Raw genomic sequence first — 17,205 nt, forward strand, 5'->3', positions numbered from 1 at the left:
CATGATTCGAATCGTTCGGCAAGGGTTCAACGTGCCGGACAACTTCACTACTTTGAGGCGATATCCTCTCAGGTAGTACGGGAGTTCGCAGGCAGCGCCAGTTTAATGGTCGTCCAATGAGAAGTGCTGAATATATTGGCTGGGCGTCAAACCACGGTTTTTCTTAAACATCCGGTTAAAACTAGCGGTGTTCTGATAACCAAGTCGTCTGGCGACTGTTTCAATTTCGACGCCTTTGGCCAACATCGAAACGGCAATATTACTCAACACGTAGCCACATACTGTAGAGAAGTTCATCCCGAGTTTACGCAGGGTTCGCTGCAACTGTTGGGTCGACATGCCAAGTAATGTGCTGACATGCTCCAGAGTTGGCAGACCATAATAACGACTGTAGTTAAGCACTTCGTAAATCACCTTCACCTCATCCTCTGGGTCGGGCATATTAAGCAGTTCATCTAAGTCAGAAAAATTCATCGCTAACTTAGCCTTTTTAACCTGCCCCTGCTGTTTGGAGGCCAGACGCGAATCAGAATGGAACCATATCTCAGTGCACGAATGACTCCAGTCGATATCACAGCCAAAGAAGTCGCGATACTTTTGCTCATTCTTACGTACCCCTGATAGCCTAACTCTCATTGGCGCGAAGTCACTACCCAGATACATTCTCATTATCTTGACCAATATCATCGCCATACGAATGCTGTCGTGTACCTTGCAGCTCGGCGCAACGTGAGGATTTCGATAAGCCCATTTAATTATCGAGCCACTGATCGACGCGGAGAGAAAAGCGCCATTTTGCAAACTGCTAAGACCGTAATTCAGGCGGCGGATCGTAGCAGCAAAATCAGCACCAGACAGCAGCCAGTGACTGATAGCCCCTGCTCTGGAAATATCATGATCTTTGGCCAGATCCAGAACGATGTCAGGATTACCCGTACACTGCTCCAATCTGGTGTACCACTCGTTCACCACTGATATTGGAATTAAGGTCATTGGGTGGTTGAAAACATCTTCAGGAATGCCGAGCGAGTCTGCCTTTAGCTGATAACGCCTGCGAGCTTCCAGGTGGATATTGAAAATCCCAATAGCTCGCATAAATCTCACTTTCTTCAATTACAGAACCACTCAATTTAGGTCGATATATGACTTAATCTGTCACAACTTACGCCCTTAATCAAATCTAGATCACAATTAAGCTTCGCTATTACATTGGAGCCTTGAATGAGTTTACTAAGTGTCCCGTTCGTTGGAACTAGCGCTGATACTGTCTTACATGTCGTCGCAACCGTTGTGCTTGTCGGCACTATAGGTGCAGCACTATTTGGATTCTGGAAATTCCACGAACTACCAATCAATAAAGCCCACAGTAAAGATCATCATCAAATTGGATTGATAACTGCACTCACTTGGATTGGTTTTATCTGGCACTGGGTTTGGGTCATCGCCGTAATTCTCGCTTTTGTTGATATGGAGAAAGCCATCATCAACCTGCGAGACACGTGGCGCCATGCACCAAAAACAACCAATGATCAGGAGGGGGCGTAATGTTAGAAGGTTTAGCAGTATGGGCGCTGTTTATCTACTTACTTCGCTTAGTTGGCATGCCGTGGAATAAGGGAACCAAAGCGTTTGCTTATCTTGGTGGCGTCTCATGGTTGATGTTCGTCTGGGTTGGTTTGATTAACTATACGCCTATGGATATCTCGGGCGGCTCAGTGGTTCAATCTCCTCATATTCAGTTACGTCCGGATTCGACTAACGTAACGGGTAAGGTCGACAAGATCCATATCGAGCCAAATCAGCAGGTGTACAAAGGTCAGTTAATCTATGAAATCGATCCGACCCAATACCAAATTGCTCTGAATCAGGCCAAAGTCGCGGAAGAAGCCGCACTGGTGGCACACAAAGTGTCGATCGAAGACATTGCGATTGCCAAAGCGAACTACACATCAATGCTACAGGATGTGAAAACGACACAGAGCCGTTTGGCCTCCGCTAAAGCTGACTACGAGCTACAACAAAAGATGCTTAAGCGTTATCAGGAGCAGAACCGTGTGGTTAAGAACACCATTACGGCCAGCGACATCGATAAGCAAATTACTTCCGTAGAAAAGGCCAAACACAATGTCGCTACCATTGAGTCTGAACTAAGCAGCAAAAAAGTCGCTGCGGATAAAGCCAAGCTTGCAATCACTAAATCTGAGCTAACCGTTCAGAGTCGAGAAGCAGACTGGAAAACAGCAACTGAGCAACTGGCTAAAGCCCAGTGGGACTTAGATAGCACCAAAGTATACGCGCCAGCAGATGGTTTCGTGACCAACTTTATCCTGCGTGAAGGCCAACGGGTATCTATGATGCCTCGCCTGCAAATGTACACCAACGAGAAGTACGTACTTATGCGCGTTAACCATCAGGCGATTCGCAATGTAAAACCAGGTCAGCCAGCTGAATTCGCCTCTTCAGTTTATCCGGGTAAGATTTTCTCGGCGCAAGTTGAAGGCATTGTTGAAGCGACCGGGGAAGCGCAAAGTAATCTTCTCGGCTTAGACCAGGCGGTACGTACAACAACTGGCAAAAACCTGCAGAACAAACATCACTTTGTGCGCCTAAAGATCGAAGAGGGTCAGGACTATGATATTCCGGTCGGCTCAGTAGGACTTGCTTGGGTAAGTGGCGAAAAGCCAATTGGATTCATGGCTTTTCTTGATGCGATTCGCGGCATCATTATTCGAATGAAGTCTCAATTGTACTACTTCTACTCTATTTAAGTTCGCTAATAGCTACCTTAAACCGCCAGCCAGTCTGGCGGTTTTTTATTTTGTCGCTCCACAGCTTGGTGCAAAAACCGCCATTCAGCTATACGTCAGGTCTTATCCGGTGATAGTCGCTCGATAGAGTATTGTTTTTCTGCTACTTTCGAGTACCTTGAACAACAGAATAACGCATCACCGACCGACGAGGTAATCAATGAGCCAGTTCCAAGATCTCTCGATACTCATTGAACAAATAGCACAAGCAGAAGAAACCGATCAGGTAAGCATTCTAAACGATTCGATCGAACTCGGGCTGGACTCTGGCTCCATCGCTCTAATTCTTGAAGCATTTCCCCTTGATGAGCGTGCCAAACTGTGGCGCGGTTTGCCTCTTGAGCTGCACATTGAAGCGTTAACAGAAGCTCGTGCTGAAGTTCGCCATTCGATTATTGATGAACTGTCAGAAACCGAGTTAAAACTTACTCTGGCAAAGCTCGATAACCTGTCGCTGATTGAATGGGCAGACTCTCTGCCAGAAGAGATCATTAATGAAGCTCTACAGCTCATCGAGAAAGACGAGTTAGAACTCTACGATCAAGCTAACGAATACGAAGATGATGAACTCGGCCGCTGGGCTGAACGAAAAATCGTTACCTTGCCTTTCAATATTTCCGTAGATAAAGCCAAGGGGCTGATGGAGCGCTACAGTTACGACGCTCCTCAACAAATCTACTTAATCAACAAGCGTAAACAGTTTCGTGGTGTCGTCAGTTACATCGACCTATTGCGCGCTGAGCCTAGTGAACGACTGAAAAATCTGGCTTTAGAAAACATCGTCACGCTTAACGCCAAGATGAGCTTGGCGGAAAGTATCGAGGCGTTAGAGCACTCATCCCAACCTGCGATGCCTGTTACTGATGAGGCACAAATGCTGATTGGTGAAGTTGACTGGCAGTTTGCCTTAAGCAATCAACGTGAGATCTATGAAGCTCGCTTGATGGCGGGTACCGGTATGGATGAAGGGGATGACCTGTTTGCTCCGGTAATTAAGAGCTCACAAAAACGTGGCGTGTGGCTTGGTATTAACTTGATGACAGCGATTTTAGCCTCAGTCACTATTGGTCTGTTTGAAGATGTTATAGCGCAGGTTGTTGCTCTCGCAGTATTAATGCCGATTGTTGCTTCCATGGGTGGTATTGCAGGAAGCCAGACTCTGACACTGATGATTCGTGCTATGGCGCTCAATCAGATCACGCCGGGTAACCGTTGGGCCTTACTAAAGAATGAAATTGGTATTGGTTCAATTAACGGCTTACTGTGGGCGCTGATCATTGGTGCCATTGCCGGGCTTTGGTTTCAGTCAACTATTCTCGGTGCAACTATCGCCTTGGCGATCATCGTAAACATCATTACTGCAGCTATGTTCGGAGTCCTGATCCCAATCGCGCTCGACAAGTTGAAGCTTGACCCTGCTCTTGCAGGTTCAGTGGTACTTACTACCGTCACAGATGTGGTTGGCTTCTTTGCATTTCTTGGGACAGCCAGCTTAGTCATGCTATAGCTGAGAATTATCAAACCTGTCATTAGCAAATATGAGATGAATTGCATTTTGCAATTTCAATATGCAAATAGGGTAACAAAAAAGTTCCAAAACTAGCAATTTCAGAGCAATTAGGTGCTATTAAAGTTGGCACATATACTGCAATAGTAATAATGACCCTTCTTAAGCCGAGGGTCACCTAGCCAACTGACGTTGTTAGTGAACCTGATTTGTTCACACTTATAGCGGCCAATCTCCCTTCTTGAGATTGGCCTTTTTGTTTTCTGGACGCCATATAACCTCACAATACTCACCTCAGAATAAACATCAGTTAATAGCAAACTAAGTCGAATTAGAGACCAAACCCTCAAAATCAGCACTCTTTCATCAGTAACATCGGCAAGAGTCGCGCATGGAGAGCAAAAAGTCATAAGATAACGTTTGCGTATGAGTACCAATACCACCCTTCTCGCCCCCTTAATTTATAGAACGTCATATTCATAACAAATACCAAGAAAATCAAAACAAAACACAGTTTGTTAACAACAATCTGAGAAAAAACTTAGGTTAGATTATAAATAAAAAACATCACCCATAAATTAACCCACTGTTAATTAAGGAATTAAAATAGATAAGTATAAAATTATACTACAATCAGACATTTTCTTATTGACGCAACCATATTTATCTCCATAATACGCGCCGTTTGCCTAAAACATACTGAAAATTTGTAATACTAATCTATTTGCGGAGGTTATAGATGGCTGCGGACAATAACTACAGTCTTGGACCAGTGCCGGACACGGCTAGAAAAGGGGTCGCTTCACTTACTATGGTAATGTTAGGACTGACTTTCTTCTCCGCTAGTATGTGGACCGGTGGTTCCCTCGGAACTGGTCTTTCATTCAACGACTTCTTCCTCGCTGTTCTCATTGGTAACCTCATCCTCGGTATTTACACTTCTTTCCTCGGTTACATCGGCGCTTCTACTGGTCTCTCTACTCACCTTCTTGCTCGTTTCTCTTTTGGTACTAAAGGCTCTTGGCTTCCTTCCGCTCTACTTGGCGGTACTCAGGTCGGCTGGTTTGGTGTCGGCGTCGCAATGTTTGCCATTCCGGTGCACAAAGCAACAGGAATTGATACCAATACTCTGATCATTGTTTCTGGGCTACTAATGACCGCAACGGTTTACTTCGGCATCAAAGCTTTGATGGTGCTTTCAGCAATTGCGGTTCCTGCTATTGCTGTTCTGGGTAGCTACTCTGTATCGATGGCCGTTGAAAGTGTCGGAGGTCTGGAACAATTACAGCTTATTGAACCTGAAACTCCGATGGACTTTTCCGTCGCACTTGCAATGGTGGTCGGCTCATTTGTCAGCGCGGGCACCCTGACGGCCGACTTCGTACGTTTCGGTAAAAAACCTGCTGGCGCAGTACTGGTTACTATGGTTGCCTTCTTTATCGGCAACTCACTCATGTTTATCTTCGGTGCCGCTGGTGCAGCTGCAACAGGTCAGGCTGATATCTCTGATGTGATGATTGCTCAGGGACTGCTTATTCCGGCAATTATTGTACTTGGCTTAAATATCTGGACGACAAACGAAAACGCCCTTTACGCATCTGGTCTTGGTTTCTCAAACATTACTGGCCGTTCAAGCACAATCATGTCTATTATCAACGGTATCATCGGCACAATATTCGCCCTGTGGCTTTACAATAATTTCGTCGGTTGGCTAACCTTCCTATCAACGGCAATCCCTCCTATCGGTGGGGTTATCATTGCGGACTTCCTAATCAACCGGAAACGTTACAAAGACTTTGCCAACGCGCAGTTCAAAACTGTTAACTGGGCTGGCATTATCGCGGTTGCAGTTGGCGTAGCAGCGGGTAAATTCATTCCGGGCGTCGTTCCATTGAACGCAGTTCTCGGTGGCGCTCTTTGCTATGCAGCTCTAAACCCACTATTCAACAAACACGCGCTGAAAACACAAACAGCGTAAGGAAGCATCATGACAACGCTATTGATCAAAAACGCTAAGCTACAAGACCAGGACGGTTTAAAACAGATCCTGATTGAAGACGGTCAATTTAAGCAGATACTAGACAACGATGCAGAGATTGCTTTTGACGGTGAAACTCTAGACGCAGAGGGCGGCTTAGCTGTCGCTCCATTCTGTGAACCTCATATCCATTTAGATACCACTCAAACAGCAGGTGAACCTAGCTGGAACATTTCTGGCACTTTGTTTGAGGGCATTGAGCGATGGGCAGAGCGTAAAGAACTGCTTTCTATTGAAGACGTTAAAACCCGAGCGAAGCAAACACTCAAATGGCAAATCGCTAATGGTGTTCAGCACGTTCGTACCCATGTTGACGTTTCTGATCCAACCCTTATCGCATTAAAAGCGATGGTGGAGCTGCGTGAAGAGATGAAACAGTGGGTAGATATTCAGATTGTGGCGTTTCCGCAAGAAGGTATCCTTTCTTACCCGAACGGTAAAGAACTCCTTGAACAGGCTGTCCAGCTGGGCGCAGATGTCATTGGTGCGATTCCTCATTTCGAGTTCACTCGTGAGTATGGCATTGAGTCTCTGCACTATGCGTTTGAATTGGCAAGAAAATATGACTGTCTTATCGACGTTCACTGTGACGAAATCGATGATGAACAGTCACGCTTTGTCGAAACACTTGCTGCACTGGCGCATAAATATCAGATGGGAGAAAAGGTCACCGCAAGCCATACAACAGCAATGGGGTCTTACAATGGTGCATACGCTTCACGTCTGTTCCGTCTACTCCGTATGTCAGGAATCAACTTTGTCGCCAACCCATTGGTGAATATTCACCTTCAAGGTCGCTTTGACGATTACCCTAAGCGCCGCGGCGTGACTCGTGTGAAAGAGATGTTGGCAGCAAATATCAATGTCTGCTTTGGTCATGATGATGTGTTCGACCCATGGTATCCGCTTGGTACGGCAAACATGCTGCAGGTTCTGCATATGGGCCTGCATGTGTGTCAGGTGATGGGCTACGATCAAATCAACAATAGCCTTGCGTTAATCAGTACCAATTCAGCTCGCACGCTAAACATTTCCGATAAACACGGTATAGAGGAAGGCAAGCCGGGTAGCCTGTTGATTCTTCCAGCTGAGAACGGCTTTGATGCAGTGCGTCGTCAGGTTCCGGTGCGTTACTCCGTTCGTCACGGCCAAGTGATTGCGCAAACCCAACCGGCGCAAACTGACATCTATCTGGGTGAACAAGAAAAAGTGACATTCAAACGCTAAGTTGCATTCACTTCGATCAAAAATGGGAAGCTCAGGCTTCCCATTTTTATTGTGCTTAACCTCAACTTTGTTAAGCGATGTTGGTTTCAACTCTTAACGAGCGTATACGTTTGACCTGCATTTTTTGTTTCTTCTTAAGCTGGATATGACACAGCTCCAGAATCAAACCAAACGCCATTGCAAAGTAAACGTAACCTTTGTTGACATGAAGGGCAAAGCCCTCAGCCATTAGAAGACCACCCAATAGAATCAAAAACAACAGGGCAAGTGTTTTGAAGCCTGGGTATTGAGTCACCAGGTTATTAATCTTTTCTGCGGTTAACACCATAACCACAGCGGAAGCCAGAATCGCTGCCACCATAATCGGCACCTGGTCAGTCAAACCTACCGCAGTAATCACTGAGTCCATTGAGAATACAGCGTCAACGGCAACAATCTGTAACAGCACGACTGCCAGACCTGTTCTTACATGGGTAGAATGGGCCGTTTCATGGTGTATCAACCACGACCATAGCTCCTTACCACTTTTCGCTAATAGGAATGCACCACCAGCAATCATAATCAGTTCTCGTCCGGTAAGGCTAAAATCACCAACCACCAACAAAGGTTCAGTCAGGGACATTACCCACGAGATAGAAAAGACCAGAACAATACGTGCAGCTACAGCTAAGGAGATACCCAAGTTACGCGCGAACTTGCGTTGGTGTAGTGGCAATCGCTCACAGAGAACCGATATAAAGACGACGTTATCAACGCCAAGTACCACTTCAAGTGCGAATAGTGTGGAGAAAATAACCCAGGTTTCGGGTTGCATGAAAAGATCTAACATTGTTCAACCTCCACAGTTGTGAAAGTCAGGAAAGTGCTCAGTCGACTAAAGGGGTCGTCCATTTAAGTTGTATACCTCTGTTACTTAGGAAACGCTAGTAAATCACCAGTTTGCTCGCTTAGCAATATCCATGTTTGTAACAGAAGGTTACCGGAAAAAGAAAACCCCACTAAGCTTTCGCCTAGTGGGGTCTATTCATACTCGCAGCAATCCGGCTACTAATAGGTGCTCCCTGCATCTATTCCTTGATAGTACGCTGAATCCTTCAGCACTTTCCTTATCATCGCCTTCCTAGCGGTGTCCTTGGCAATCCAGCCCGTTAGCTATCCTGGCTAACTCTCATCACCCTTCCTGAGTGGTGTCCTGATTCCATCGTCCTGATAGAAATTGCCTTAGTCCGTTAAGCGTCCATTGTCTTTCCTTGTGTAACCATCCTAGTTACTAGCGTCCAGCCAATGTCCTTCGCTTTCCTTGCCAATTATTCGTCCTGAATAATCGAATCTTCTTCCTGAAGATGACCTATCCTTGGGTCTTTCCTGTTCCGTGTCTGCTTCCTGCTGACAACTTAAGATTAAGCCAACAGCGATTATTAACAACGGTTAATTTTCGTTTTTTGGCTCTTTCCCCAACGGTTAAGAAACATACAAAAATATATAAAACATGCAGTTAGACAAAAAAACGCTATATTTCTCAACCAAGCAGGATCTCAACGCTCACGACCTTGTGAGAGATCTCGCACACGCTAATTGGCATATGGCTGAAAATATCCATTTTTATCGAGTGATTTAGATCACTAACTTTAGCTGCTCAACCGCAATTACTTTTAACAATCGCGCTTTTTACTGGACTAAGTGGCTTTAAATTAGGATATTATGACTAGATCAACATCACAGAACTCGATTGACCTAGCTTAAGTCTAGGCAGATATCTTTTAGGGGACAGACTCAATGATTTCTAAGTGGGCGCAACGTTTTTACCAAATGGCCGAATTAGTCGGCTCATGGAGTAAGGATCCTTCCACTCAGGTTGGTGCGGTAATCACTAAACAGAACCGTATCGTTTCCGTTGGCTTTAACGGCTATCCGCACGGTATCTCTGATAGCGCAATGACCGACGATCGAGAAATGAAGTATTTGAAAACTCTACACGCAGAAGAAAACGCAATTCTGTTCGCTAAGCGCGACTTAGATGGTTGTGAAATCTGGGTAACTCATTTCCCATGCCCTAACTGCGCAGCAAAAATCATTCAAACTGGCATTTCTGCGGTGCACTGTCCTGAACAAACAGAGGATTTCCTATCTCGTTGGGGTGACAAGATCACGGTCAGCCAAGAGATGTTCCTTCAGGCTGGTGTAAAAGTGAACTGGCTGCCGCTAAGCGACTTAGGCCAGCCCTAAGCAAAGATCAGAAGGTGACGTGCAGCCGCTCTAAGGTCTCAAATAGCTGCTGTGATTTGTAAGGTTTGGGTAAGTAGGCATCCATACCGACGTCAAAGCAGCTTTGGATCTCCTCAGGTAAAACGCTGGCTGTTAACGCAATGATTGGCGTACTCTCTTTACCTTGTTCCTTTTCCCATTGACGTATTTCTCGCGTTGCGGTTAAGCCGTCCATAATTGGCATCATACAGTCCATAAGAATCGCACAAAACCGCTGACCAGATTTCACCGTATTCACTGCATCAAGCCCATTACTGGTAATGCTGTAGTCGATACCCATTTTATTGAGAAAAAACGAAGCTATTTTTTGATTCATCAGATTATCTTCGACGATAAGGACCTTTTTGACTGGTGCATGGAGATTGTCATCCATGCTTTGATCATCACTGTAACTATCAAGCTTACGGGCTGCTAACGCGGTTTTCAGCGTTGACTCCAGACGCTTACCTAAGATTGGTAACGTCGCATGAGCGGAGAGCAACATATCCAGTTCAGGCTCTGCATATAGATGATGATGTAAACCAATCAGCTCAGCGTCTGGAAAGCGAGTTCTTAGCTGGGTGAGATCATTACGTGAACTTCGAATCTGGCTAATGCAGTAAAGGACTAACGAGAATTCGCTGTCAACTGAAAGGGTATCTTCAACTGTTTCACACGTGACCAGTTCAACCCCAAGTCGTACTGTTTCTTTGATGACCAACTCTCTGTATTTAGACTCATTGACCACCAGCAAGGCGCGTTGTTCGAGCTTAAACTTCTCAGGCTGCTGATCGCTAACCTCTAGCGGTACAGAAACCGTGAAACGACTACCAACACCCGGTGTCGAACTCACGGATATTGTCCCCTGCATGATTTCTATTAACTGATTACAGATAGCTAAACCTAAACCCGTTCCACCAAAGCGACGGGTGATGCTGCCATCCTCCTGAGTGAAAGGTTTAAATATTTCCGTTAGTTTCTCAGGCGAGATCCCCACCCCACTATCGGCAACGTGGCAAACCAACTGTTGGCCTTCTATCAATAACTCGACACTGACACTTCCCTGCTGGGTAAATTTGACCGCATTGCTCAGCAAGTTCATCAGAACCTGTTTAAAACGGAAATCATCAATCTCGATGTTATCTGGCAAGTTGTCAGCAAAATCAACTTTTAGCTCAACATCTTGTTTTAATGCTTTTGAGGTGAGCATATTTACTGTGTCAAAGACCATCTCTCGCAAGCAGACAGTGTGAACCGAAAGTATCAGATTTCCTGATTCAATCTTAGATAAGTCTAGGATGTCGTTGATCAGTACCAGCAGCGCATGTGAAGAGGTATCGATATCAGACAGAATCTCTTTCTGGCTGCTAGACAGATGACTGTCAGAGAGGATTTCAGCCATGCCAATAATACCATTTAAGGGGGTTCTTATTTCGTGGGACATGTTGGCAAGAAAAACACTCTTGGCCTGACTGGCGGCTTCGGCATTCTCTTTCGCGCTGACAAGGTTTCGCTCGTACTCTTTTTGTTGATCGATGATCTGATTCAACTGATGAGCAAATTTCGAGAACTCATCTTTACCATCAACAGGGATTTGCTCGGCACCGTCTTTTTCTTTTAGCCTGCCCATCACGTAGATGATCTTCGCTAACTTACTGTTAATACGCCCAAGCGTACTAGATCCCCATGCAAACATAACCACGAAAATAGTCACGCCCGAGATGATAATTGCCCATAAGCCATCTTCGGCACGCTCGATACTTCTCGTTAGCTCGGTTTGTAGCTGCTGCGAAAAAGAAATAAGTTGACGCTCAACGGTTTTATTTCGTTTTTGGATTATCTCTACAAAATCAGAAGGGATGTTCGAAGCTTGTGAGAAAGTCAGCAATCTGTCTTTAACTAATAAACCTTGCTGAAATTCGCGACTAGCGAAGATATCTAATAGTACTTCTATCTGCTCGGAGTCAGCGCCAAGGTTAATAAACTTATCTAAGTAAAACTGCTGTCGTTCACTGATGCGAAAGTACTCTTCAGCATATTCGGTGTACTGCCAGTCAAACCAGTCAATCTCTTGTGTCAACCAGGCTTCTCTCTCCATCCAGTAGTAAAGCCAACTCAGATCGGATAACACTAGATCCAGATTGTGGATGGTAATGGACGCTTCATGACTTGTTAACGATTGAATCTCCATAATTAAGTCATGGTAGACAGTATAAATAAGCCGACCCACTTCTACGGTAGACTCTGGATCTGCACTTTCAACTTCAGGAATGAGTTGCTGCAACTCTTCAATATAACTTAGCGTGTAACTGACCGTGTGCTGGCCATGGTGGTCATGTTTTTCTGTGTGAGCCGTCTGCGAGATATGAACCAGTAATTCTTGCGCCATACGTATTGATGTCGCCGCGCTTTGTCCATTCAGGCGTTTACTAAGGGCCGAAGATAGGTGGTGCGAGAACTCAGTGAGTAGAGCAATCGAGCTATTTTTCTCATTCACAAGTTGATAGCTGTGAAGTCGGCTCTGAAAATCTCTCGCTAGGCTGGCACTGAACGCAATGATCACTAAAGTAGGTATAAGGCATAAGATAAATAGTCTACTTTTTATAGACATATTGGTCAGTCGCATCCGGATTCATTCCTTGAATCAAATTGGTTTAACGAAATATAAGCTTAGATGAACTTTTACACTACCGCATGCTATTTCAAACAAGCAAAACATCTTTCATCAACTAAAATGTGATAAGAAACAAGATTCTTATCCAACATTGTGAGGATATTTTTGAACAGATTGCTGATGTTCGCGATTCTATTTTCGCTCTGCTTTCCTGTAATGGGGCAAACTTTTGTCATCATTACCATGAATGCGGAAATAGACGCTTTACACTCAAATCAAGTCAAAATGCTCTATCGTGGACGCATATCTAACATCAATGGGCTACCAATCCGATTGATGGATCTGCCGCGTGAATCTGACTACAGAAAACACTTCTACCAACAACTATTAAATAAGACACCTAACCAAATGGCAGCCATTTGGGCCAGGCAGTCCTTTTCCGGTAATGCAGTAGCACCGATCGAGATAAAGGATGAGTCACAAACCGTCATCGTTAATTGGCTTAGGAACAACGCGAATGGCATTGCGTATGTTCCAGAACATCTACTTCCAGAGGACGCTTATGTCATCTATAAACTTACTGAGTAAAACGCTTAAAGAGACCGGATTGGTCGTACTGGCAATACTCCCGTTTAGTAGCTATGCCCAGTATTCCGTCTCAGATAATATCCAGGTAAGTGGCTTCGGCACAGTGTCAGCAGCCAAGAGCGACAATGACACACCAGTGATTGCTAATCGGGATGTAACCGACGAGTGGTGTTTTGACTGCGATACAACCTTAGGCTTACAGCTTAACTGGCTAATGGACACCAATTTAAGATCAACGCTTCAAGTGGTTAAAAGGCCGCAAGACCACTTCTCATCACCCGAGCTGGAAAGGGCCTCTCTTGAGTACTCATTCGGCGACACCCGAGTGACAGCGGGTAGGCTGCGGGTACCGCTCTTCATTATGTCCGAATACTATTATGTTTCGAGCGCTTATCCCTGGTTAAGATTACCACTTGAAATCTACACCAATAATTTAGGTATCACCTACTATGACGGGGTGACCGCCGACATGTCTTTCCTGCTAGGTGATGACCTACAGTTAAGTGTTAGTCCCTTCTACTCCATACCGCGAGAAGTCGATTATCTCTATTACGGTGAGACCCTTAGCCTAGATATATCTCGTGCGATTGGAGTGTCGTCTGAACTCTATTATGGGGATAACCTGGTTCGCTTTGCGTACGTGAATGTTGACGCTGCGCTGCAAGGTGAACTGCCAGGACTTCCAGTCTATAAAATGAACATTTTTTCTCTTGGTCTGAGCCACTATTTTGGTCCGCTTCATTTTCAGGCTGAAACCATGCTTACTAACGATATCAGTGCTAACTGGTACGCTGGTTTTGATTATAATTTTGGCCAGATCACTCCCTATATTCAGTATGGGCAGACTCGTGTATCAACAAGCAGTGAGAGCTATTTAATCGGTTTTCGTTATGACTGGACCCCACAATTAAACACTTCTGTAGAGTGGCAACGGTTTGCGGGTGAGGAAAACGTGATCAGTGGACAGTTTACTCAACCTCAAGATCCCACTAAACCACTCACATCTAAAGTCGACGTTATCTCCATCGGATTATCGTTCACGTTTTAGGTTTATTAAGCGATCAAGATCATAATTAAATTAATACCTAAACTATCGTGTTACATCAATTATGTGCGACAAGTATTTTTAGTCACAAAATAAGCCGCCCCCTTCAGAAATGTCAATAGGCGATACCTCGTACTAAATTTAGTATTTTTCGCCAAATTATCCGCTTTTCTCAGCCTTAAGGGCTTATATTAATTTTACTAGCAGAATAAGATATTAGGCCTTACAATCCTGCCGCATAAAAATTACAAAACTACTACATAGTAAATTTATCTCTACCTGCTTCCCTACAACAGCAAAGTAGAGTCAGTCCCCAAAACGTGAAAGGTCCAAACGAAACATGAGTCCAGAGAAACATCTTTTAGACTGGCAAACTAGCCAAACGATTGCGGAATCTATTTCTCCCCTACTTGGTCAGCTTTACCGTCAAAAAGGCGTAGAAGTTTTGCTTTTCGGTAAAACACTAGTAAACGCGGCAACCATTGATATCATCAAAACGCACCGCCTAGCTCGCCGTTACACAGGTACTCCTCTCACCCCAGAACAAACTCTTCCTCTTATCAAAGCTCTGTCAGAAATGGAACTGTCACCATGCCGTGTTGACGTTGGCCAGCTGGCGCATGAGTTCTGGCAAGGTCGAGACGACGCTCATGGCGTAAAAGATTTCCTTCACACTTCTCTGATGGGTGCAATGGATGGCAAGACAGTAACTGAACCACGTGACGTTGTTCTTTACGGTTTCGGTCGTATCGGCCGTCTGCTTACTCGTCTTCTTGTCGAGAAAAACGGCCCGGGTTACCCACTACGTCTTAAAGCTGTTGTCGTTCGTGGCGGCAAGAAAGGTGATTTGGAAAAGCGCGCAAGCCTACTACGTCGTGACTCAGTTCATGGCCAGTTCAACGGTAGCATCATCGTTGATGAAAAGCGTAAAGCAATCATCGCGAATGGTAACTACATTCAGTTTATCTACGCAAACAAGCCTCAAGAAGTAGACTACACTGCATACGGCATCAACAACGCGCTTGTTGTTGATAACACAGGTGTATGGCGTGATGCTGAAGGCCTGGGTCAGCACCTTGAATGTAAAGGTGCTGAGAAAGTACTTCTTACTGCTCCTGGTAAAGGCGACATCAAGAACGTTGTGTTCGGTGTTAACGACAGCGTTATTCAGCCAGAAGACACTATCATCTCAGCTGCAAGCTGTACTACCAACGCTATAACACCAGTGCTTAAAGCTATCAATGATAAGTACAGTGTCACTTCAGGTCATATCGAAACTGTTCACTCGTTTACTAACGACCAGAACCTAATCGATAACTTCCACTCAGGTGAACGTCGTGGTCGCAGTGCTTCTCTGAACATGGTTCTGACTGAAACAGGTGCAGCAAAAGCAGTGGCAAAAGCACTACCTGAACTAGCAGGTAAGCTAACTGGTAACGCGATCCGCGTACCAACACCTAATGTTTCTATGGCAGTAGCGAACCTTAACCTTGAGAAAGGTACTAATAAGGAAGAGCTTAATGACTACCTACGTGAAATGGCTCTGACATCAGAGCTTTCGGCTCAGATCGATTACACTGAGTCAACGGAAATCGTATCTACTGACCTTGTTGGTTCTCGTTTCGCTGGTGTAGTTGATGGTGCGGCGACTATCGCTCAAGACAACCGCTGTGTTCTATACATTTGGTACGACAATGAGTTCGGTTATAGCTGTCAGGTTGTTCACTGTATGGAACAGATGATGGGTGTACGCTACAAAACTTACCCTACAAAATAATTTCGCGGGATAACTCAGTCTGGCTCTTTTCTCCTTCTCGTTGATAGAGTCGGACTGAACTAAATATCGCTCCTAGCTTCTCAGGAGCAAAACTCCACAACACTTATACCTATAATAATCCCCCGTAGTTGCCACTTTCATTTTATGAAGGTGGCTTTTTTGATCATCAGGGGTAAGACCTATCAATCAGGACTTTGACTGCATCACTTTGTCGAGAAGGTTCATTGATTGTTCAAAATAAGGGTTGTATGTCAGCCGCGCGTGGACTTTACCCGGTTCAACATAACCCCACGCAGAATACCAGATATCACTTTGCGTCGGGCAAAGCTTCTCTGCCTCTTCACCTTGTCCATTACTACAAATTCGCTGGCTACCAGAAATTCCATAGTTTGGATTGTCAGGAGAAAACAGCAGCCCCATATGTGAACCATTAGAGATATGTTGTGTAGGTAATTTCATTGAAAATCGTGTAGAGCGAGGTTCTGAGAGATCCTGTTCACCTTGCCACACTAGTTGATTCGCCGGGTTAGTCATCTTGCTGGCAAAGGTATCAATCGCAAACTGAGTGCTGATCACTCGATCCCCTTCACTGAGTAGCATGAATACTGGCTTGTCGTAACTGTGCGCCTCAAGTTGGCGACGGACGTCGGCTGATGTTTGGTAATACACTGCTGCAGCGTTCATTGGCAGCGAGTTGTAACGCAATGGATTGTCTTCTGGATCCTGATCTGCCCATGTCACAAAGTAGCTTGCCATTTCAGCGAACTGGACACTACTTGAATGAGGTTGCAGAGCCGGAGAAAACAGTAGTAATCCTTCAATTTGATCATCTTTAAGGGCGGCAGTAGTGACTAAGTTGGCACCTGTTGAGTAACCACCCAGCCATACGCCATCAGTGTCTTTCTTAAGCAGTTCAATATGATGATCGACAACCCCCTGCCAGTCTTCGACTGTTGGCAGCTGTAAATCTCCAACCTTACTCGCGTGACCTGGCAACAATATGGTTCTCACCAAATAGCCCTGACTCGCTAGATGTGTTGCGACGTCGACGAAAGAGTAGGGAGAATCCCCCAGCCCGTGAACCAGTAATATACCCTGACCATTAGGATTAGCAGGCTGGTACTCTTTGGGAAGAACCTGAGCCAGTTCCGCTTGCTTATCATCAGTAATAAACACGCGGTTTTCAGCTAACCATTGCTTAGTCTCTTCAACATACTGGTTAAAGCTCTGTTGCTGATAACTAGGTAGTGACTGCGCTTTTTGGTAAGCAGCAATCGGTTCAGACGAGCTGCAGCCAAACGTTACTATCGTAATACCAACAATCGTGCAGGCTAAGGCGGAGAGTTTTCCTTTCATAA

At 45.1% G+C, this 17,205-nt stretch carries 13 protein-coding genes; 9 read left to right on the plus strand and 4 right to left on the minus strand.

Features of this window, described 5'->3' with window-relative positions; genetic code table 11:
- Window positions 1-102: 102 nt before the first annotated feature.
- Window positions 103-1,095 carry an AraC family transcriptional regulator gene (locus tag RH46_RS12305; RefSeq protein WP_006879792.1) on the minus strand — a complete coding sequence of 331 codons (993 nt, stop codon included), beginning with the start codon at window positions 1,093-1,095 and terminating at the stop codon, window positions 103-105.
- 126 nt (window positions 1,096-1,221) lie between these two features.
- Between RH46_RS12305 and RH46_RS12310 the strand changes: the two genes are divergently transcribed.
- From RH46_RS12310 to RH46_RS12330, 5 genes are all read left to right on the plus strand, one after another.
- Window positions 1,222-1,545, plus strand: a complete 324-nt coding sequence (locus RH46_RS12310; RefSeq protein ID WP_006879793.1) for a hypothetical protein — start codon at window positions 1,222-1,224, stop codon at window positions 1,543-1,545.
- A complete protein-coding gene (locus RH46_RS12315) occupies window positions 1,545-2,768 on the plus strand; it encodes an HlyD family secretion protein (protein ID WP_006879794.1) in 1,224 nt (407 codons plus the stop codon). Before RH46_RS12310 ends, RH46_RS12315 begins: the two co-directional genes overlap by 1 nt.
- Before the next feature lie 199 nt (window positions 2,769-2,967).
- Window positions 2,968-4,314, plus strand: a complete 1,347-nt coding sequence (locus RH46_RS12320; RefSeq protein ID WP_006879795.1) for a magnesium transporter — start codon at window positions 2,968-2,970, stop codon at window positions 4,312-4,314.
- Window positions 4,315-5,053: 739 nt separating this feature from the next.
- A complete protein-coding gene (gene codB, locus RH46_RS12325; protein ID WP_006879796.1) occupies window positions 5,054-6,292 on the plus strand; it encodes a cytosine permease in 1,239 nt (412 codons plus the stop codon).
- 9 nt (window positions 6,293-6,301) lie between these two features.
- Window positions 6,302-7,579: a cytosine deaminase gene (locus RH46_RS12330; protein WP_006879797.1), complete on the plus strand. Its 1,278-nt coding sequence runs from the start codon at window positions 6,302-6,304 to the stop codon at window positions 7,577-7,579.
- 70 nt (window positions 7,580-7,649) lie between these two features.
- Here RH46_RS12330 and RH46_RS12335 read toward each other — a convergent pair whose 3' ends face one another.
- Window positions 7,650-8,408 (minus strand): TerC family protein, encoded by a 759-nt coding sequence (locus tag RH46_RS12335; protein WP_006879798.1) that lies wholly within the window; start codon window positions 8,406-8,408, stop codon window positions 7,650-7,652.
- A gap of 947 nt (window positions 8,409-9,355) precedes the next feature.
- Between RH46_RS12335 and RH46_RS12340 the strand changes: the two genes are divergently transcribed.
- A complete protein-coding gene (locus RH46_RS12340) occupies window positions 9,356-9,805 on the plus strand; it encodes a dCMP deaminase family protein (protein WP_006879799.1) in 450 nt (149 codons plus the stop codon).
- A gap of 7 nt (window positions 9,806-9,812) precedes the next feature.
- Here the strand turns inward: RH46_RS12340 and RH46_RS12345 are convergent, their stop codons facing one another.
- Entirely contained in the window at window positions 9,813-12,320 is a 2,508-nt protein-coding gene (locus RH46_RS12345; protein WP_241210053.1) for a hybrid sensor histidine kinase/response regulator, read from the minus strand.
- Between the two features lie 297 nt (window positions 12,321-12,617).
- Here RH46_RS12345 and RH46_RS12350 point away from each other — a divergent pair, with 297 nt between their 5' ends.
- The 3 genes from RH46_RS12350 to RH46_RS12360 all read left to right on the plus strand — a co-directional run bounded on the left by RH46_RS12350 (window position 12,618) and on the right by RH46_RS12360 (window position 15,847).
- Window positions 12,618-13,025: a hypothetical protein gene (locus RH46_RS12350; RefSeq protein ID WP_006879801.1), complete on the plus strand. Its 408-nt coding sequence runs from the start codon at window positions 12,618-12,620 to the stop codon at window positions 13,023-13,025.
- Window positions 13,000-14,073 (plus strand): hypothetical protein, encoded by a 1,074-nt coding sequence (locus RH46_RS12355; protein WP_006879802.1) that lies wholly within the window; start codon window positions 13,000-13,002, stop codon window positions 14,071-14,073. The genes RH46_RS12350 and RH46_RS12355 overlap by 26 nt, the downstream gene beginning before the upstream one ends.
- A gap of 337 nt (window positions 14,074-14,410) precedes the next feature.
- Window positions 14,411-15,847, plus strand: a complete 1,437-nt coding sequence (locus tag RH46_RS12360) for a glyceraldehyde-3-phosphate dehydrogenase (protein ID WP_006879804.1) — start codon at window positions 14,411-14,413, stop codon at window positions 15,845-15,847.
- Between the two features lie 186 nt (window positions 15,848-16,033).
- Here the strand turns inward: RH46_RS12360 and RH46_RS12365 are convergent, their stop codons facing one another.
- Entirely contained in the window at window positions 16,034-17,203 is a 1,170-nt protein-coding gene (locus tag RH46_RS12365) for an alpha/beta hydrolase (RefSeq protein WP_006879805.1), read from the minus strand.
- Window positions 17,204-17,205 lie beyond the last annotated feature (2 nt).

Source organism: Vibrio brasiliensis LMG 20546, assembly GCF_000189255.1.
In the GTDB taxonomy this organism is placed as follows: Bacteria; Pseudomonadota; Gammaproteobacteria; order Enterobacterales; family Vibrionaceae; genus Vibrio; species Vibrio brasiliensis.